This is a genomic window from Vibrio sp. S457-15, from assembly GCF_000960545.1.
GTDB classification, from domain to species: Bacteria; Pseudomonadota; Gammaproteobacteria; order Enterobacterales; family Vibrionaceae; genus Vibrio; species Vibrio parahaemolyticus.
The window spans coordinates 206425-225669 of record NZ_JYOQ01000045.1 but is presented as its reverse complement, the minus strand read 5'-3'; the positions used below and the strand labels follow the sequence as shown (position 1 = coordinate 225669).

Annotated in this window: 22 protein-coding genes; 9 read left to right on the top strand and 13 right to left on the bottom strand. The window is 45.3% G+C overall.

The window, feature by feature from the left end:
• Positions 1-18 precede the first annotated feature (18 nt).
• Complete coding sequence (locus UF05_RS07010; protein WP_045545822.1) at positions 19-765, bottom strand: outer membrane lipoprotein-sorting protein; 747 nt, start codon at positions 763-765, stop codon at positions 19-21.
• Between the two features lie 116 nt (positions 766-881).
• Complete coding sequence (locus tag UF05_RS07005) at positions 882-2324, bottom strand: transporter substrate-binding domain-containing diguanylate cyclase (protein ID WP_045545823.1); 1443 nt, start codon at positions 2322-2324, stop codon at positions 882-884.
• Between the two features lie 475 nt (positions 2325-2799).
• Here UF05_RS07005 and UF05_RS26645 point away from each other — a divergent pair, with 475 nt between their 5' ends.
• Positions 2800-4122 (top strand): methyl-accepting chemotaxis protein, encoded by a 1323-nt coding sequence (locus UF05_RS26645; RefSeq protein WP_045545824.1) that lies wholly within the window; start codon positions 2800-2802, stop codon positions 4120-4122.
• Between the two features lie 48 nt (positions 4123-4170).
• Here the strand turns inward: UF05_RS26645 and UF05_RS06995 are convergent, their stop codons facing one another.
• On the bottom strand, positions 4171-4464 hold the full coding sequence (locus tag UF05_RS06995; RefSeq protein WP_005498401.1) for an alternative ribosome-rescue factor A: 294 nt from the start codon (positions 4462-4464) through the stop codon (positions 4171-4173).
• A gap of 367 nt (positions 4465-4831) precedes the next feature.
• On the opposite strand from UF05_RS06995, the gene UF05_RS06990 reads away from it, so the two are divergent.
• The 4 genes from UF05_RS06990 (at position 4832) to UF05_RS06975 (ending at position 6676) form a co-directional block, all read left to right on the top strand.
• A complete protein-coding gene (locus UF05_RS06990; protein ID WP_005375625.1) occupies positions 4832-5041 on the top strand; it encodes a cold-shock protein in 210 nt (69 codons plus the stop codon).
• A 90-nt stretch (positions 5042-5131) separates the two neighbouring features.
• Positions 5132-5677 carry a YaeQ family protein gene (locus tag UF05_RS06985; RefSeq protein ID WP_005482675.1) on the top strand — a complete coding sequence of 182 codons (546 nt, stop codon included), beginning with the start codon at positions 5132-5134 and terminating at the stop codon, positions 5675-5677.
• Positions 5664-6206 (top strand): hypothetical protein, encoded by a 543-nt coding sequence (locus UF05_RS06980; protein ID WP_005498399.1) that lies wholly within the window; start codon positions 5664-5666, stop codon positions 6204-6206. Before UF05_RS06985 ends, UF05_RS06980 begins: the two co-directional genes overlap by 14 nt.
• A 110-nt stretch (positions 6207-6316) precedes the next feature.
• Positions 6317-6676: a glutaredoxin family protein gene (locus UF05_RS06975; RefSeq protein ID WP_025442916.1), complete on the top strand. Its 360-nt coding sequence runs from the start codon at positions 6317-6319 to the stop codon at positions 6674-6676.
• 91 nt (positions 6677-6767) lie between these two features.
• Here UF05_RS06975 and UF05_RS06970 read toward each other — a convergent pair whose 3' ends face one another.
• Positions 6768-7394, bottom strand: coding sequence for an OmpA family protein (locus tag UF05_RS06970; RefSeq protein ID WP_005482692.1), 627 nt, complete (start codon positions 7392-7394; stop codon positions 6768-6770).
• A gap of 290 nt (positions 7395-7684) precedes the next feature.
• Here UF05_RS06970 and UF05_RS06965 point away from each other — a divergent pair, with 290 nt between their 5' ends.
• On the top strand, positions 7685-8317 hold the full coding sequence (locus tag UF05_RS06965) for a thiol:disulfide interchange protein DsbA/DsbL (RefSeq protein WP_005482658.1): 633 nt from the start codon (positions 7685-7687) through the stop codon (positions 8315-8317).
• A gap of 13 nt (positions 8318-8330) precedes the next feature.
• Positions 8331-8804, top strand: a complete 474-nt coding sequence (locus tag UF05_RS06960) for an FKBP-type peptidyl-prolyl cis-trans isomerase (RefSeq protein WP_005461979.1) — start codon at positions 8331-8333, stop codon at positions 8802-8804.
• Between the two features lie 78 nt (positions 8805-8882).
• Here the strand turns inward: UF05_RS06960 and cyoE are convergent, their stop codons facing one another.
• The 4 genes from cyoE to UF05_RS06940 are packed head-to-tail and all read right to left on the bottom strand — an operon-like array spanning position 8883 to position 12183.
• Positions 8883-9791, bottom strand: coding sequence for a heme o synthase (gene cyoE, locus UF05_RS06955; RefSeq protein WP_005461901.1), 909 nt, complete (start codon positions 9789-9791; stop codon positions 8883-8885).
• The gene (locus tag UF05_RS06950) at positions 9784-10803 is read right to left on the bottom strand and encodes a COX15/CtaA family protein (RefSeq protein WP_029806433.1); all 1020 of its coding nucleotides are present in this window, start codon (positions 10801-10803) and stop codon (positions 9784-9786) included. The genes cyoE and UF05_RS06950 overlap by 8 nt, the downstream gene beginning before the upstream one ends.
• Positions 10804-10813: 10 nt before the next feature.
• Complete coding sequence (locus UF05_RS06945; protein WP_005482681.1) at positions 10814-11350, bottom strand: hypothetical protein; 537 nt, start codon at positions 11348-11350, stop codon at positions 10814-10816.
• A complete protein-coding gene (locus UF05_RS06940; protein ID WP_043039717.1) occupies positions 11347-12183 on the bottom strand; it encodes an SURF1 family protein in 837 nt (278 codons plus the stop codon). Before UF05_RS06940 ends, UF05_RS06945 begins: the two co-directional genes overlap by 4 nt.
• On the opposite strand from UF05_RS06940, the gene UF05_RS06935 reads away from it, so the two are divergent.
• Positions 12131-12367 carry a DUF2909 family protein gene (locus tag UF05_RS06935; protein ID WP_031381493.1) on the top strand — a complete coding sequence of 79 codons (237 nt, stop codon included), beginning with the start codon at positions 12131-12133 and terminating at the stop codon, positions 12365-12367. The genes UF05_RS06940 and UF05_RS06935 overlap by 53 nt on opposite strands.
• 8 nt (positions 12368-12375) lie before the next feature.
• On the opposite strand, the gene UF05_RS06930 is transcribed toward UF05_RS06935, so the two are convergent.
• Genes UF05_RS06930 through coxB form a run of 4 tightly spaced genes read right to left on the bottom strand, consistent with a single transcriptional unit; the run spans position 12376 to position 16669 of the window.
• A complete protein-coding gene (locus UF05_RS06930) occupies positions 12376-13260 on the bottom strand; it encodes a cytochrome c oxidase subunit 3 (protein ID WP_045545825.1) in 885 nt (294 codons plus the stop codon).
• A gap of 51 nt (positions 13261-13311) precedes the next feature.
• On the bottom strand, positions 13312-13851 hold the full coding sequence (locus UF05_RS06925; RefSeq protein WP_082063968.1) for a cytochrome c oxidase assembly protein: 540 nt from the start codon (positions 13849-13851) through the stop codon (positions 13312-13314).
• Between the two features lie 20 nt (positions 13852-13871).
• Complete coding sequence (ctaD, locus tag UF05_RS06920) at positions 13872-15509, bottom strand: cytochrome c oxidase subunit I (protein WP_021450720.1); 1638 nt, start codon at positions 15507-15509, stop codon at positions 13872-13874.
• Positions 15506-16669: a cytochrome c oxidase subunit II gene (gene coxB / locus UF05_RS06915; protein WP_020842314.1), complete on the bottom strand. Its 1164-nt coding sequence runs from the start codon at positions 16667-16669 to the stop codon at positions 15506-15508. Before coxB ends, ctaD begins: the two co-directional genes overlap by 4 nt.
• A gap of 330 nt (positions 16670-16999) precedes the next feature.
• Here coxB and UF05_RS06910 point away from each other — a divergent pair, with 330 nt between their 5' ends.
• Positions 17000-18694 carry a phospho-sugar mutase gene (locus tag UF05_RS06910; protein ID WP_029864189.1) on the top strand — a complete coding sequence of 565 codons (1695 nt, stop codon included), beginning with the start codon at positions 17000-17002 and terminating at the stop codon, positions 18692-18694.
• Between the two features lie 103 nt (positions 18695-18797).
• Here UF05_RS06910 and UF05_RS06905 read toward each other — a convergent pair whose 3' ends face one another.
• Complete coding sequence (locus tag UF05_RS06905; RefSeq protein WP_025521984.1) at positions 18798-19220, bottom strand: GNAT family N-acetyltransferase; 423 nt, start codon at positions 19218-19220, stop codon at positions 18798-18800.
• Positions 19221-19245: the final 25 nt, after the last annotated feature.

Sequence of the window (19245 nt, the reverse complement as noted above, 5' to 3'; positions counted from 1 at the left end):
GTTGGTCTCTACCGCAAGTTAATCACGCAGGGATTTCATTTGCTGCTGCGAGAAAAAGTCATCATTTATATCGAAGTCAAACTGTGCCTGATGCGTGGTAAAAATGGTTTTATTCCCCGGTTTATCGACGGGTTTCATCTCCATTCGCGTCGCTATCTTTCTACCGCCTAGCTCTTTAACGTCGTAAGTCGTCAACACATTCACTCGTTCATCGAATTCATCATAAAATTCCACTTTGCGTTGCAAATACGTCGACTGAGAAATCCACAACGAAACTTTGTTCCAAACAACAGGCGCATCAGGTTTAGCTGTCGCTTCAATGACCCAGACTTTATCCCCCTCAAAGCTGTCATTGCCGACTAAAGCGTGTTGATAATCCACAACGATTGATGATTGGTTGATCAGATCATCATTAGTAAAATCCGACCCCATCCAAGATTGGCTCAACATAGAAGGCGCGATTTTAATTATGCGCTCAATACTCGGCACCCAATTCCACATTTCTCTATGACGCTTTAGCGATGCGCTGCCTTTATCTTTGGCTGGCGCGGTTACCAACACGATCGACAACTCCGTGCCTTTTGTCCAACTTTTCATCGTCATAGAGCGTGTCCAATCAGGACGAACGATCTCCATGGTTGCCTCGCTATAACTGGATTTTCCCCTCATTGCTTGGTCTGATTTTTGGACAATATCGAAAGCACTTTCGGCATACGAAAGTGAAGTGAAGAGCAGGAACAACAGAGCGGCGACAGCTTTTGGCATAACTTTCCTCTAAGTCTTTGAGCTAATCTCAGAAACGAAAAGCGGCAATAAAAACTTGAAATTCAATTGAGTATAGCAAGAGGAAAAATCGAAATAGCGATTCACTACGCAAAAACTTAAGGCACCTGACGAAGAAGAGGCTCAACTTTGCTTTTATCGATCACTTTGAACATCGCGCAGTTTTTACCATTCATTTTGCCGCAGTACATGAGTTGGTCGGCTTCGTGCAAGTTTATGATGCCTTTGAACTCGCGATAATAGGCGCAACCCAAACTCACGCTGACATGGATCGCTTGCCCATTGAGTAAAACAGGTCGATCGTAAACACAGCTGCAAATCGCCTTTGCAAGCGTTTCAGCTTCTTTTTCAGATAGAGAGGCAGTCACCAACGCAAATTCCTCACCACCGATTCGCGCTAAGGTTATTCGTTCGTCAGTCAGCGATTTTGCCGTGTCGGCAACAGCGACAATCGCTTGGTCACCGATTAAATGGCCGTATTTGTCGTTGATCGATTTAAAGTCATCAATATCAAACACCATCACGGTTACGTTTTTTTGCAATGAACTCAGCGTTGCCAATCGCTCGATCAAATGCCTGCGATTATAAAGTTTGGTGAGCGGATCCGTCAGCGTCAGTTCAAGCAATTGCTGATTTGCTAAGGTGAGCTGCTTTGTTCGTAGAGTCACCATTCGCTTAAGGGTGAAGATATGGTAAAGCGTGGCAATAACCATGATGAAAATGGCAATTGGCAACAGGTAAATGGGATATACCGTCTTGACTAAACTCCACCGATTGAGGATCCGTTCTTTGTCTGAGTCGATGATTTTTTCAAAGTCGTGGGAGATTTTCGTTACTGGAATCGAACTGTGCTCGCCTGTCGCAATGCGCAGATCTTTGCTGTACAGATTGAGGGTAGGCACAAACATGCCTGCATCGGGTGTTGTCGCCATGTGGAAGTTAGCCACTTGCAAATCGGCGACAAAGTACAAGATATTTTTCTCGACGGCAGCTCGGATCATCGCATCGTTATTTAAATATTCCACTAGCGACGCTCTAGGGTAGTTGGCACGCACAAATTCCGCTTCATAGCTGCCTTTTACCAAGCCAATAGGAAGCTCTACCTCTCCAGTAAGAACGCCCTTAATATCAACGGCTAGCATATCTTTATTGACGTACAACTTGGTTTGAATAGGCATGATAACCGCACCAAAATCAAGGTACTTATCGCGAGCCTCAGAGTAAATCAGACCAGCGTGAACATCCGCACGCCCCTCCTTAACTGCACGCAAAGACTCTTCCCAATCGAGCAGCAGGAACTCAACACGAACGTGATTTCTTTCGGCATACTCTCGCCAAAAGTCAATCAGGATGCCTTTGGGTTCACCATCTTGTGAGACATATGAGAACGGCTTCCAAGCCTTAGAATTGGTGACAATCAATGTATCGACTTTAGTTTGGTGAGCGAAACTGTACGAACACATGGCAAGCCATAGTAATAACAACGAAGTACACGCCCTAGTGCACTTGTAACCATAAGTACTAAAACTTGTTGATGCCATACCCACTACTCACCAGTCTTTTTTTGAAAACAATGTCTGCTGTTTGATTCGAATAAAGATATAGCAGACCCATCAATAACGAAATGAGATGCTTATTGATATGAATCTAAATTAGTACTTTTTAATACAAATTTGGTACTTTTTTGTTATTCTTACTTTGAATACGAAGTCACTAATTTGTTTATGTGCACTTCATTAATAAGCTCAATTGAACAATTTCTTAAAAAGAAATTTTCTATACATCTTGTGAAGAAGTGACCTTCCACCCCTTTGTTTTGCATACAGTTATTTCCCAAACGTGAATCAAAGCCATCAAACATTCGCCAAAAACGCGACAAAATTGACTCTGCTGCCATTTGCTTTATGCACATGTACGCCTAAATTTACATACTGACAACTTTATTTACAAATACTTACATCGAAAAAATAGCGAAAACTAAATTCTTGAAAAGCTCATTTAGAAAAGGAATTCAAAATGTTTGGCTTGCGAACTCGAAACCAAGAAGCAGAAAGTGAATACCGTCGCTTCATCAAAGGCTTATCCGATAGTATGGCAATGATTGAGTTTGATACGAGAGGCATCATTCTCAATGCGAATGATTTATTTCTTTCTTGTGTCGGATACACACGAGAAGCGGTTGTTGGAAAACATCATTCGATTTTCTGTGACCGAGACTATGTTCAGTCCCCTCGATACCAACAATTTTGGGATGACTTAAAAATGGGTAAGCATAAACGCGGTACGTTTGAGCGTCTAACCTCGCAACGTGAAAGACTGGTACTTGAAGCCAGTTACTTTCCTATTGAATCTGAACACGGACAAATTGAAAAAGTAGTCAAGATCGCGTCAGACGTGACACAACAGCGGCTAGAATCAGAGCAAAAAGAAGCCATTTTGAACGCGTTAGATCTGTCTCTAGCCACGATTGAGTTCGACCGTGAAGGATACATTCTGACCGCCAACCAAAACTTCTTAAAAACCTTGGGATACGAGTTGAGCGATGTTCAAGGAAAACATCACAAACTATTTTGCTTTGACGATTTTTACCAAGAAAATCCCGGCTTTTGGAAAGATCTCGCCGCCGGCCAGTTTAAGTCCGGACAATTTTTAAGGCGTTCAGCCTCAGGTGACAAAGTGTACATTGAAGCCACTTACAACCCCATCTACGATCCGTTGGGCAACGTCATCAAAGTCGTCAAATTTGCATCTGACATCACTGATAAAGTTCAAAGGGATTTAAACATCTCTCAAGCGATAGCCGACTCTTCTTTTATCGCGAGAAATGCCAGCGAAGAAGCCACATCAAACGTCTGCGGCGCAGAACATTCTCTGAATGAGTTTCGCACCATGATTGAAGAAGTACTGAGTGCCGTCACCGCTTGTGACGATAAAGTTCAAGAGCTATTTAAAACCTCGCAGCAAGTCACTGAAATCGTCAAAGTGATCGACAGCATCGCCTCACAAACCAATCTCCTAGCTCTAAACGCAGCGATTGAAGCAGCTAGAGCTGGTGAACATGGACGAGGATTTACAGTGGTTGCGGATGAAGTGAGAACTTTAGCAACTCGAACCAGCACGTCGATTGATGAAATCAACCACGTAGTTCTGAGCAACCAATCCCTAACGACCGAAACTCGCTCATTTATCGAGATCATCAACCAAGGCTTTCTCAGTTCGATGTCGAAACTATTGGAAGTGGACGAGTTTATGAAATCAATCGATGAAGGTTCACACCTAACAGTTGAGTCGATCAGCGCGCTGAGAGCTATCGTCAATCAGGATACGATCTCCATCTGAATTCAGCATCAAATGGTTAGCGCAAACTTGACAGCTAAGTATTGATTTTTATGAGCAATAGGCCTGAACAGAAACTTTTCGGTCAAACAATTCTTTGACTCTGAGCATGAAAAAAGCCCTATTCAAAATCCACTTTGGTGAGAACTTTGAATAGGGCTCTTTGCCTCGGTGCTTCATTTTGCGGTTGAAGCTGCCTTTACCTTTTTTCGCTTTGACGACTCGGGTTCTGAACAACTGACTGGTAACAACTGCCTTTAGCGCATTGTCTTTAATCTCGCCTCTGCCGAATTCGGTGTCTTTGTTAAATTCATTCGGCTGAGGATTACATTTTGCTTTTGCCATAAATCCTCCTTAATGGTCGAACCAGATTGGACAATAATTATATAAAGAAGTCAAATTTGTAGAATTCCTCGTATTTTATGCTTAAAAACTTCACTTCTACGTCATTTATTTGAAATTTAATCAAAAACATGCCGGTTAAATAGTGACTAAATACAAATATTTCTCCATAAAGCACTAATATATGTTGACTCCTACAGGATTTAACCTAGACTCAAACACGGCTAGAAAGAAAGTTCTTTGTTTTCACATTTCGTTGGATTTCTTGTAACTCCGTCGTCCTGTGGTACGCAATAGCAATTTATTTTTCCACGCTATAAGCGCCGTTGAGGCGAAAGATTACACAAATTTAGATATTTAGGAAATAGACATGTCTAACACAGCTACTGGCACAGTTAAGTGGTTCAACGAAACTAAAGGCTTCGGTTTCATCCAACAAGAAAACGGTCCTGACGTATTTGCTCACTTCTCTGCAATCACTGGTGACGGCTTCCGTACTCTAGTTGAAGGCCAGAAAGTAGAATTTGTTATCTCTCAAGGTCAAAAAGGCCCTCAAGCAGAGCAAATCAAAGTACTTTAATTCTTAAAGAATTTGATATGATAGCCAGCTTTTAAGCTGGCTATTTTTTTGCCCAAAGCAAATTTTCGCCCATAAAAACGATATAAACCCATGGCTCTAAAACCAACCATTTATAAATTTCGTATCGCTCTTTCCGATATGAATAACGATTACTACGATTCCAAGAACCTTACTATCGCTCTGCATCCCTCTGAAAAACCTCAACGCATGCTGGCTCGTATCTTGGCTTTCTGCCTCAATGCCCAAAAAGACTTGGAATTTACCAAAGGCCTCTCAACCACGGAAGAGCCAGATTTATGGCATGTTGCAGATGACCAAAGCATCACGCATTGGATTGAGATCGGCGAACCCGAACCAGATCGAATCAAAAAAGCCTCTCGCCTTGCCAAGCAGGTCAAGGTCTATACGTACAATACTAAAGCACCGGTGTGGTGGGAGAAAATGTCAGGTAAGTTTTCAATGCTTCCAGTAAGCGTAGAAAGCTTTGACTACGACGCTATCGATATGATTTGTCAGCACCTTGACCGTGGTACAAACCTTTCTGTTATGATTACCGGCACCTCTATTTTTGTTGATGTGAACGATCAACACGTCGAAGTAACAGTGAAGGAACTGCAAAGTCATGACGCCCCTTAGTGAACTGATTAAACAAATGGGAATCAAAAAGATTCCCTTCGTTGATGAGCATAAAGCTGCCAAGAAGCGTTGGTTGAAAGAACAAGCTCCGTTGTTTGCACGCGTATGTGAAAACAAGCCAGCAACGAATCCAGTGCTTCACCTACTCGGGCTCCTGACGAAATCCCATATCGAAGCAAGTGCGTTGTATGAACAACACGCTCATTCGACACAGCAAATGCAAAAGGTCTTGGCAGATACGCTTGGGGATGAGCAGGCAGACAAATTCACCAATCAATCGGCAGAAGATCTTGTTCTGATCACCCATTTGTGGCTCTTCACTCAAGGCTATCTGAACATGGATTTTAGCTTAGCGCACGATCACGCGGAGCAGACACAAAACACATTACAGCACGAACTTGTGATTAAACGTATTGATGTTGACGCGTTCAGAACAGAGCTAATGCAAAGCTTCTATTTAGGTAAAGAGGCAAACCCAACAGCATCAAATGGCTTTTTCGGCTGGTTGAAGCGACTCTTTTCCTTATAAAATACATGGTTTTATCAATCCGAAACAACTGATAGACTGCGTCTTCAATGCAACAAGCATCATGTTTGCATTGTTAAGGACATTCATCCACTGAGCATCAAGGGATCATTATGAAGTTTATCCGTTGGATTTTAGGCAAAGTCATTTTATTGCTGAACGCTGTCTTTTCTCCTCGTGGCATCAAACGCACTAACGAAGCGCAGAACAACGTCGATGACAAAGCAAAGCAATACGCGTTATATCAGTTTGAAGCTTGCCCTTTTTGCGTCAAAGTACGACGTGCGATGAAACGACAATCCGTTAATATCGAATTACGTGATGCGAAGAATGACCCAACTCACCGCGCTGAACTTGAACAAGGTGGCGGTCGCGTGAAAGTGCCTTGTCTTCGTATTGAAAAAGATGGCGAAACGCAATGGCTTTATGAGTCATCAGACATTGTCGCTTATCTTGAAAAAGAATTTGCCTAGTTCCCCCTAAGAACATTGGCGGATGTAAAAGAGGCACCATTTGGTGCCTCTTTTCTATTTTGATGTTTTTGCTTCTAAACCGACTGGCGGCCTACTCATCGACAATCAGCATCAACTCAACACGTCGGTTACACGCTTTACCGCTTGATGTGGCATTGCTACATTGCGGCACATATTCGCCGAATCCGCGAGAGAAAACGCGCTGACGCGGAATGCTACTCGCTAGCATTTGTTTTTCTACTTCACGAGCTCGTTTTTCGGAGAGCGTATCATTGAAACTCGCCGCACCAGTGCTATCGGCATGGCCATCAATCACCACATCCACATCGGTTCTGCCTGCTAAATAGTGCCCCAGCTTTCGTAACCAATCTTGTGAGTTTGACGACAATTGCGCCGACCCCGTCTGAAAATGCACTTGCTCTTTTAAACGAATCATAAGGTGACCACCACCTATCGTCTCATGCGGGATATTGTGTCTATCCAAGAACATTTCTAGTGAGGTCACGTTGTTAGACTTTTTTTCGGCCGCCCTCGCCGTCTGGTTGACACGTGGAGCCGTCGAAACGTGAGATGCACTCGCATACCCCCACTCAGGGTGTCTCAGCTCTGTGTTTGTTTTTGGGGCTGTATCCAACATATTCCCACCCGGAACCATGTCTGGATTAAGGCTGCTACACCCACTAAGAATGCCACAGACAATGAAAAACCAATGCTTCATACCGTTACCAACGTAGAAAGAATTCTTGTTCACTATGTCGACGAAAAACACATATTCTTTAGTGTTTTTCGCTATTTGATTGTTTTATATGCACCGTTCGTGCCATTCTCAGTTCGGGCTTGTCGCCTAAGCTGCAAAACAGTAAACATCCAATTTGCTAACACCATGTCACTATTCGGTTATATCCACACCAATCTGTTACTAATCGTCTCACTTTATTGTTATTTAATGGTTTTAGTCGCTATCGTTAACCGATAAACTACCGTAAATTTCTCATTCAGAGCGTTGTTATGTTTAAAACTATCTCAAAAGGCGTCGCTTTATTTGCCGCTATTGCGGCTCTGTCAGCATGTGACAGCGGCAATAGTCAGCCACAACAAGGTAAGCAATACGAAGTGTTGCCTGTTTCTCTTCAAGAATACAATCTGGCGCCACTAACCGAAGCTTTTGCCCTAACTTGCGGCCATTGTCGTTCAATGGAAGAGTTTGTCCCTCAAATTGAATCGCTAACAGAGCAAAAAGTTGAAAAGATGCACGTGACTTTCAATGAAAGTGCTCAGATCAGCGCAATTATCTTCTACACTGCTGTCATGCAGCTCGACGCAACACCAGATAAAGCATTCATGGCTGATTTATTTGCAGCGGTTCAAATGGGCGCAGATGCAACAGCAGAAGAGCGTCAACAAGCGGTAGAGAAAGCTTTTGAATCTCGTAACTTGATCAGCCCATACCATCTTGATGAAGCTCAACAGGAAAAACTGTTTGAATACATCACTAAAGCTGAATCCATCACTACTCGTGGCCAAATCAATTCTGTGCCAGCGTTTATCGTAAACGGTAAGTACCAAGTGATTACTGGCGGCCATGACAGCGTTGAGGCAATGGCAGAAACTATTAACTATTTGCTTAAGCAACCTAAATAGACAAGGAGTCAACGTGTCTAAATTTTTGTTTCCTATCATTATTTTTGTTTTAGCTGCATTTTTCATTTACCGCACTTGGACAAACCACAAAGTGGCAGATGAGAACTTTGCAAAAGGCCAAGCTTTCCTACTAGAAAATGCGAAAAAAGAAGGCGTGATCACCACAGAGAGCGGACTTCAATACCTAGTACTAGAAAAAGGTACAGGTGACGTTCACCCAACCGCAACAAGTAAAGTGAAAGTGCACTACCACGGCACGCTTATCGATGGCACTGTTTTCGATAGTTCAGTAAATCGTGGCGAGCCAATTACATTTGGTTTGAACCAAGTAATCAAAGGCTGGCAAGAAGGTCTTCAATACATGGTTGTGGGCGAGAAAATCCGTCTATTTGTACCGAGCACACTTGGCTACGGCAAAAATGGAACGGGTCCAATTCCACCTGCAAGTGTTTTGATTTTTGATGTTGAGTTGTTAGAGATTCAGTAATCTCCCCTCTAGTACAATAAAAAACGCCGCAATTTTCGCGGCGTTTTTTATTAGCAGATATACCATTAAGTTATTCGCTTACTGCAACACCATTCCAATATAGTGATCGGCTAGGAGCGCAACAAACAGCGCCAACAGATGATAAATGGAGAACTTAAATGTCTCTATTGCGCTATTAGGCTCGGGTGCAAACTTGAGTTTCCACGCGTGATAAATGAAACCCGCATTTAGCAGCAATGCTGAAAAGAGATAGATAAAACCGACCATCCCCACCAATACAGGCATCACGCACACCAATGTGAGCAATACCGTGTAAAGTAAGATCGACGTTTTGGTGTATTCAATGCCATGGGTTACCGGCAGCATAGGAATATCGACCTTGCGGTAATCTTCAACTCGATGAATCGCAAGCGCCCAGAAATGCGGCGGTGTCCAGATGAAAATGATCATTACCAATAGCCAAGCGTTACCATGCAGCTCACCCGTCACCGCTGTCCAACCTAAGAGTGGCGGCATCGCACCGGCAATGCCAGCAATCACAATATTTTGCGGCGTTGCTCGCTTCAAATACATGGTGTAAACCACCGCATAGCCCAGTAAACTCAAAAACGTCATCCACGCTGTGAGCGCGTTTACCCAAGCATATAGGAGTACAAAACCAACCACGCCTATTGCCACAGCAAAAATCGCAACCGACAAGGGATTGGTATCTCCCGACGGTAAAGGACGCGTATGAGTACGAGCCATTCTTGCATCAATTCTGCGGTCAATAAGATGATTAAATGCCGCGGCAGAACCAGCCATTAGTCCTATTCCAATCAATCCGATGGATGCTTGAATCCAAGGAAAATCAGTGACCGGAGCCAAGCTCATGCCAACAATGGCGGTGACTAACATTAGCGCGACAACTTTAGGTTTAGTCAGTTTTAAGTACGTTGAGCCGAGACGCTTTCGACTATCGAGTGTTAACGCAATTTCCTTACTCATAGCGAACTCCTTTCACTGCATAATTCCAATCGGCTTTTCCTTGCCACAAATAAAACTGACTGACACAAATCAGGCTCAACATGATTGCAGCACCTAGGTTATGAGCCACTGCGATGTAAATCGGTAACTGAAACACCACGTTGCTAATACCAAGCGTAATCTGGCAGGCCAGCGCCATACCGAGCCACATGCCGACTTTCTGAGAATGGTGCGAGTCTTGTTTCATCAACACAACACAATACGTCAGGACAACCACTGCGGTGACCATCGCGCCGATTCGATGAGAGACATGGATTGTCATCCTCGCGGGGTATTCCAACACACCAAATTCATAATTGTCGTGCCCCGTTTGCCAGAAAGAGAACGCCTCTTTCCAATCCAAGTAATTCACCCAATCTCCTTCGCAAATGGGCAACGTTGTACACATCAAAGCCGCGTAGTTCGATGAAGTCCAACCGCCGAGCAACACTTGGGAGAACACAACCAAAAAGGAAAACACTGAAAACAACCTAACCGACCGAGAGGAGGGGGAAAAATAAAGATTGTCTCTCGCTTTCAGTTGGCAATAAAACACCGCTTGCAGCGCGAGTAAGGTGAACCCACCAAGCAGATGAAGCATGACAATGACAGGCATCAGTTTTAGAGTCACCGTCCACATACCTAACATCGCCTGCCCCACAACTAAAAAGCTGAGCAGAATAGGAATGGATGGGTTCACGCGTTCAGTTCGAATAGCAATAACGGTAATAGCAAAAATCACCATGCCGAGTGTTCCAGCAAAATAGCGATGAATCATCTCTAGCCACGCTTTTTCATGCTCAATCTCGCGTTCTGGAAAATTGATGTTGGCGCGCAGAACATCGTCTTCATGGTGTGGTACAGAAAAATGACCATAACACCCCGGCCAGTCAGGACATCCCAAACCCGCATCCGACAAACGGGTATAGGCCCCCAACATGATGACGACTAACGTCAGGCACAAACTTAATCTAACCAACTTTGTTAACGTCATGATACGCTCCCTATCCGACTCGCGACAATTTGAGCAACTTACGCAAATCCGCCAGCATATCTTTGCTGAGTTTGACCAAATCTTCGTTTGGCTCTGCGGTGTACGACATCACCAGCTGCCCCAGAGGATCCACAATCAGCACTTGCCCTTGTTGCACTTTTGCCGCCACGTTCTCATTCATCGCCATGGTTTCCATCGGCATTTCTATCGTGTCTGATGTTGTAGAAGTCCACAAAACTGGCACAACGCGTTCTTGATACTTGCCTAAAGCAACATGGCTTTGTTTGAGTAAATAGAGCTGTCTTTGACATTGGCTGTCGCAAGAATCAGGCACCACATAAGCCAGTTGCCAACCGTGCACCGCCGATGGAGCAGATTGGCCTAACTGCGCTAACGTTGTGTACGGTTCGATGAGCTTTCCTCGGTTTGTCACGCCCGTTTCGTACCAGCCTTGCGCCAAAATCAACTTTGCAACAATCGCTGGTAAGGCGAATAAGCAAATCAGTGCGATCAGCACAAACCGCCCTTTTGTAACTTGAGATGTCATGCCTCACCTCCTTGTGATGCCGCTTTTCTAAACCATCGAATACACACAACCATTGTGAGCAGTAAGAACACGCCAGCCATCACAAACCACTGTACGGCATACCCAAAATGCTTCGCGCTCGTCAGTGGAAGTGGATTCCAAGGAAATGGATATGCCCAGTTTTCTAGGTTGTCTGGCTGCAACACAGCCGGCATCAGCTCTACATTTAACAACTCATTGAGCTCGGAAATATTGAGGTTTTGGACTCGAATCCCCTCTCCCATTTCTGGCATCAATTCTGAGCTTAACGGATTCATTGATTTGCGATATAAACGTCCGGTTACGTTTGTGGGGCTCTTCAACGTCGTTACGGTTGGTAAAGAATCACGAGTTCGCCGCCCTTCGACGAAACCCAATTCTAAAAGCGCTAAGGTTATTGGATCCTGACCGACAGAAACCACTTGGTATGCGAGATAACCCACTTTGCCTTGAAAGGTTTGGTTATCGAGCAAAACTACTGGCAACGGTTCTGGCTTTGCCTCCGCTTGCACTTTCACGCCAATCACGCTCTCCTCTCGCCAGTCATTGTTATCAAGGACAGAAGTGAGAGATTGATACGGGGCATCAGCCCGAGCGAGTATCGCTTGTTCAAGCGCTTGTTTCTCCTGACCTCTTTCTAGTTGCCAAAATCCAAGTTTGACCAACAGAGAAAACACAACCACAGTTAAGCAAACTGCAATACCAAACCGCTTCGATAGCCATAACTTGTGCGATAACCAAGACGAAGAAACCGGAGGTACTATGTCCACCGTATTCCTATTCAAATTAACGCTGGTCCTTTTGCTGCTTTTCATTATCTTCAACCTCGCAAAAGCGCTTATCGAAATGGTTCGAGAAGACCCAGATAATCCGAACAAGCCAATAAAACCCATGAGCCACTATCTCGGTCGTCGTGTGATGTTTTCTGCGTTAGTGGTCATCCTTCTTTTGATTGCGTTGAGCTCGGGTTGGCTTGCGCCCAATCCACGTCCTTACTGACTCTGTCACTACAACACATAAACAAAAACAAACAGGCATAGCCATACCACATCAACAAAATGCCAGTACCAACTGCCTGCTTGAAATGCGAAATGATTAGTAGGAGAAAAGTGGTCCTTCGCGATTCTAAACAGCAATACGGTTAAGAATATGGTGCCAAGACAAACGTGCATGCCATGAAAACCAGTAAGCATAAAGAACGTATTGCCATAAACCCCCGATTGAAGCGTGAGCCCCATTTCCTGATAAGCGTGAATGTACTCTTTCGCTTGATAGAACAAGAAAAAGCCCGCTAAAACGATGGTGATTTCAAGCCACACGACTAACGCTGTGCGTCGGTTTTTCTCCAAACTGATGTGTGCCATGTGTAACGTGATAGAAGAGAGAAGCAAAATAATGGTGTTAGTGAGCGGAATACCTTGCCAAGGCATCGCTTGGGTGCTTTCCCCACTTGGCGTTGTCGTGAGCGGCCACATTGCTTCAAAGCTTGGCCACAATACTTCATTGGTCATGAGGTTATTATCAGCCCCTCCTAACCAAGGGACAGACACCATTCTGGCGTAAAACAGCGCTCCGAAAAACGCGCCAAAGAACATCACTTCTGAAAAGATGAACCAACTCATCCCCTGACGAAATGATCGAGTGATCTGCGCGCTGTATTTACCCGTCAACGATTCAGCAATGACGTTACTAAACCATCCTGCCAACATGTAAAGCAGAAACAAAAAGCCTACGGCAAGCACAATGCGACCAACAACACCGACCGCACCATCGCTTTGAGTACCTTGCACCGTCATGCCCGCACCGACGGCGACTAAAAACAGAGCAAACGCGCCAATGATCGGCCAACTACTTTGAGCAGGAACGTAATAGGTTCCAGGTTTATTACTCATCAGTTCTCTCCTTACAGACACTATTTGGCCTGTATCTCACTCCTTGAGAGGCTAACTGCCTGTGGGAGGAGGAAGTTTGTAGAGTGTATAAGACAGCGTTAATGTATGTATTGACTCCGGCAAATCGGGCTCAATATAGAAAATCAATGGCATCTGAGCGTGCTGCTTTCCATCCAGCGGTTGTTGCGTAAAACAAAAGCACTCTATTTTGTTGAAGTAAGCTGCACCGTTGCCGGGAGAAACGGAAGGCACCGCCTGCCCCACCAGCCTTTGTCCACTTTCGTTAAATGCCAAGTATTCAGTTTGCACGACCTCACCTGGATGAACATTCATCGAAATGACTTTCGGCTTAAACTCCCACGGCATATCTGGGTTGACGTGTGCCATAAACTCCACACGAATCGTCCGGCTCAAATCGGGTTGCATCCCCGTAGGTTGAATCGCTGCAACATCACTGGTTTTACCGTTGATGCCTAACGCATCACACATCACGTCATAGAGCGGCACGAGCGCAAAACCGAACCCGAACATGGCAAAAGTGGCCAGCACTAACTTTATCGTGAGCTTTTTGTGGGATGATTTGTCTGCCATGTCCTTCGCCTCTCGTCCCGTTAATCCACTTTAGGCGGCGTACTAAAGGTGTGATGAGGCGCAGGGCTTGGCACAGTCCACTCTAATCCTTCTGCACGCTCCCAAGGTTTGGCCGACGCTTTCTCTCCGCCACGAATACATTTGATCACGACCCACAAGAAAATCAGTTGCGACAAACCAAAAGCAAAGCCGCCGATAGATACGATTTGGTTCACATCCGCAAATTGAATCGCGTAATCAGGGATTCTTCGCGGCATACCCGCCAAACCTAAAAAATGCATCGGGAAGAAAAGGACATTGACGGAAATGACTGAGCACCAGAAATGCCACAAACTCAACTTGTGGTCGTACATATTCCCCGTCCATTTCGGCAACCAATAATACGACGCCGCCATGATTGAGAAGACCGCGCCAGACACCAAGACATAATGGAAGTGCGCAACCACAAAATAGGTATCGTGGTACTGGAAATCCGCTGGCACAATAGCAAGCATCAAACCCGAGAATCCGCCAATAGTGAACAGAACAATAAACGCAATCGCAAACAACATTGGTGTTTCAAAGGTCAGTGCGCCACGCCACATGGTTGCGACCCAGTTAAACACTTTTACTCCGGTCGGTACCGCAATCAACATGGTGCAGTACATAAAGAACAGTTCTGCAAACACGGGCATGCCTGTCGTGAACATGTGGTGCGCCCACACAAGGAAAGAAAGAAGCGCGATACTGCATGTTGCGTACACCATAGAGTGGTAGCCGAACAACTTTTTGCCACTAAATGCAGGAAGAATGGCAGAGATGATCCCGAACGACGGTAAAATCATGATGTACACTTCTGGGTGACCAAAGAACCAGAAAATGTGTTGGAACATCACAGGATCGCCACCGCCCGCAGCATCAAAGAAGCTGGTACCAAAGTACTTATCGGTCAGTACCATCGTTACCGCACCCGCCAACACTGGCATGACGGCAATAAGTAAGAACGCAGTGATCAACCAAGTCCAAACAAACATCGGCAACTTAAACCATGTCATGCCAGGTGCGCGCATGTTGACAATCGTCACGATGACGTTAATCGCCCCCATGATGGAGCTGATACCCATGATATGCACAGAGAACACAAACAGCGCAGTACTGTCTGGCCCATACGTAGTCGATAGCGGCGCGTAAAACGTCCAGCCGAAATTCGGAGCACCGCCAGGTAAGAACAACGAGCTCAACAGAATGAGAAACGCAAAAGGCAGAATCCAAAAGCTCAAGTTATTCATACGTGGCAGCGCCATATCAGGTGCGCCGATCATCATCGGGATCATCCAGTTTGCTAATCCAGTGAACGCGGGCATGACCGCACCAAACACCATCACCAAACCGTGAACCGTTGTCATCTGATTAAAAAATTGCGGATCGACAAGCTGCAAACCCGGCTGAAACAGCTCCGCACGAATGACCATTGCCATCGCACCACCCGTTAGGAACATGGTGAAACTAAACCAAAGATACAACGTGCCGATGTCTTTATGGTTGGTGGAATACAACCAACGAGCAATACCTTTTGGCGCGTCGTGCGAATCGTGGTCGTCTAGCGCAATTGTTGCGTTTGCTGCGGTATGCGCTTCAACGGGAGCCGATTTTACGGCTTTGTCTGCTGGCTTACTCATATTTCCTCCTTGGCACTTTTTTGTGCCTTAAAGGCATTGACGTCGGCCGCTTGAACCGTATCGCCAGTATCATTTCCCCAAGCATTGCGTTGGTAGGTAATTACCGCAGCAATTTCTTGATCACTAAGTTGGTTAGCAAAAGACTGCATCGCCGTCCCTGCGCGGCCATCAACAACCACGCCGATATGTTCGGCGATATCACCTGTCGCGACAGGACTGCCTTTAATTGAAGGGAACGCCCCCGGAATACCCTCACCATTGGCTTGGTGACAAACAGCACAACGCGCCGAGTAAATCGCTTCGCCTTGCACCATGAGCTCATCCATCGACAAGTCTTGAGTTAGCGCCTCTTGCGCCGCAGCTTTTTGCATCGCGATTTCTTCTTTCTTACCCGAGAGCCACTGATCGAATTCATCTTCCGGCATGGCATGGACTACGATTGGCATAAAGCCATGAGCGCGTCCACAAAGCTCTGCACACTGACCACGATAAACGCCCGGCTCATCAATTCGCGTCCAAGCCTCGTTGATGAAACCCGGTATGGTGTCTTTTTTCACGGCGAAATCAGGCACCCACCAAGAGTGAATCACATCGTCTGAGGTCAGTAAAAAGCGCACTTTACGATTCACAGGGAGCACGAGTGGATTATCCACTTCAAGCAAGTAATGCGCGCCTTTCATCTCTATACCGTCAATCTGCTTTTGGCTGGTTGCGAGCAAGCTGAAGAATTCCACATCTTCGCCAAAGTAGCTGTAATGCCACTTCCATTGCGAACCTGTGATTTGAATGGTGATATCTGATTGGCTAGTGTCTTCCATTGCGACTAAAGTTTTCGTTGCAGGAATCGCCATCGCGACAAGAATGATGATAGGGATAACAGTCCAAATAATTTCCACTTTGGTGCTTTCGTGGAAATGTGCGGCAACTGCACCTTTTGATTTGCGATGACGGATGATGGCATAGAACATGACACCAAAAACAACTAAGGCTATCGCGCAACAAATGTAGAAAATGAGCATATGTAATTCATACACTTGCTCGCTTATCGCCGTGACCCCTTTGGTCATGTTGAGTTCATTGTCCTTTGACCAACCGTAGGAGGAGAATGTGATTAAAATCACACTCAGTGGTATGGCTAGAGTAGTCGCTAATCTTTTCAAAAGATCTCTCCTCTGCTCAGCCGCTACGCTTGCGCGAGCTTCCTTGCGTCCCATTGCAAATATCGAACAACTTTACGAAAAATCACAAAAAATACGATTTCGACACAGTTTGTTATATTTATGTTAAAAGGCTAGTTATAGTTCCAAAGTTCTTCAAGAAATTAAATGTGATTAAATTTTGTTCAGACAGAAAAAATAAGTTCGGTTTATCGATTGCCCTCTTTGAAATGGAATTGAGAACCATTTACATTAAAGTAAAAGAAAACATTGGATACTTTTTCAGAAAAAGTGTCCAAACAAGTAGGCTCCCCCTGCTAAGGAATGAAAGATATGACAGCACTAATTACTCAATGGCTAGCGCGAGATCCTGACCCTAAAACTCGTGAAGAGCTTCAGCACCTCGTTGATACGAATAATGAACAAGAACTTTCTGACCGCTTCGGCTCCCGTCTTGCCTTTGGTACCGCGGGTCTTCGTGGCAAAGTGGGCGCAGGTCCAAACCGAATGAACCGTTTGGTGATTCAAGAAACTGCCACAGGTCTCGGCCACTATTTGCTTGAACAAGTGCAAGATGCAGCGAGTCGCGGCGTTGTTATTGGTTACGATGGCCGACCAGATTCTAAACAGTTCGCGCACGATACTGCTTCTGTCTTAACAGCACTCGGTATCAAGGTTTACCTAACCTACCAAGTCGCGGCAACGCCTATTGTTGCTTTTGGTGTACGCACAATGAATGCTGCAGCGGCCGTTGTTGTAACCGCTAGCCACAATCCACCCGAATACAACGGCTTCAAAGTGTATTGGGAAAATGGCGCGCAAATCATTCCACCTCACGACTCGGGCATCGCGGCAAAAATTGATGAAGCGACCACAAAGCCTCTGCCGTTGATGTCTTTAGACGATGCTAAACAACAAGGCTTACTGGTTTGGTTGGAAGATGACTACTATCAAACTTACCGTAAAACCATGAACGAAAATGCTCTACTGACTCCTGATAGCAACACCGATATTTCTATCGCTTACACTGCGATGCACGGTGTTGGCGCAGACATGGCAGAAACGTTACTTGCTGACGCTGGCTTTAAAAAAGTGGCCAGTGTTGCGGAGCAGCGCGAACCTGATGGCACATTCCCTACAGTTAACTTCCCAAATCCAGAAGAAGCAGGAGCAATGGACATGGTCATGGCGCTCGGTAAATCCGTAGATGCGGATATCGCCTGTGCAAACGACCCAGATGCAGACCGTTTCGCCGTCGCCGTAAAACGCCCAGACGGTGAATACCAAATGTTAACTGGCGACCAAGTTGGTTCATTGTTTGGTGATTACTTGCTAGAGCAACAGCCGAACTCACTGGTCGGTAACACCATCGTGTCATCTCGTCTCTTGAGCAGCATCGCAAAAGCGCATGGCGCAGAGTATTACCAAACGCTAACAGGCTTTAAATGGCTAACCAACGTCGCGATGAGCCAAGAAACCGAGCAACATCCGTTCTTGTTTGCTTACGAAGAGGCGCTTGGCTACACCGTTGGCAATAAGGTGTGGGATAAAGATGGTTTGTCCGCGATTGTTGCGTTTTCGCAATTAACCGGAAAGCTCAAAGCACAAGGCAAAACACTGTGGGACAAGTTGGAAGCGCTTTACCGTCAACACGGTTTTTACTTTAACGCTCAGCGTAGTATTGCGTTGGATCCAAACTCACCACCAATTGGTGACAAGTTACGTGCAAATCCACCGAGCGAAATTGCAGGCAAGAAAGTATCGGTTACTGAGGACTTGAAAACTTCCGTTCGTACATTTGAGGATGGTTCAGAAGAGACGATTGATTTACCAACAAGTGATGTGCTGATTTATCATCTTGAAGATAAATCTCGCGTAATCGTTCGTCCTTCTGGTACTGAGCCTAAGTTGAAATGTTACTACGAAGTCATCAGTGACTTCCCTGCTGACATGAGCTACGAGCAAGCGCAACAAGCTGCGGAAGCCAAAATGAACACGCTGATCGACGCACACCAAAAAAGCTTGTAACCCTCTCAACGAGTAGTCATGGCAAGCTCATGACTACATACCAAAAGAGGCGCTGTTCGCGCCTCTTTTTCTGGATTTCTAACAAGCTAAACATCAGTAGCGACTAATCTGCGATTTCTTTTTGGAGGAAGTATTTGTGGATTCCCTCAGCCGGATAACCGGAATACTGCCCTACTTTTTCAAAGCCCAATTTGAGGTAGAAATCGAGCGCCTGGAAGCTGTAAGTATCTAAATAAATATGAGTCACGCCATACGGCTTCACATGCTGCTCTAACATTGCCATCAGTTTACTGCCTAAGCCCGATGTTCTGCTTTCTGCGTCCACCCACAAGAACTCCACAAAAACCGTATTTTTAAACATTTCCCCAGTAAGGCCGCCAATGATTTTGCCGTCTTCATCTTTTGCAAAGCAACCCACCGCATTCACTTCTCCTTCAGGTAAGTGCTTGCGGTTATATGATCGAATGCCATCACGAACGCAATCAAGATCGGCTTGGTCTGGGTTTAAACAAAATTCAAGTTTCATACATCCTCTCCTTGGAAAACGTTTC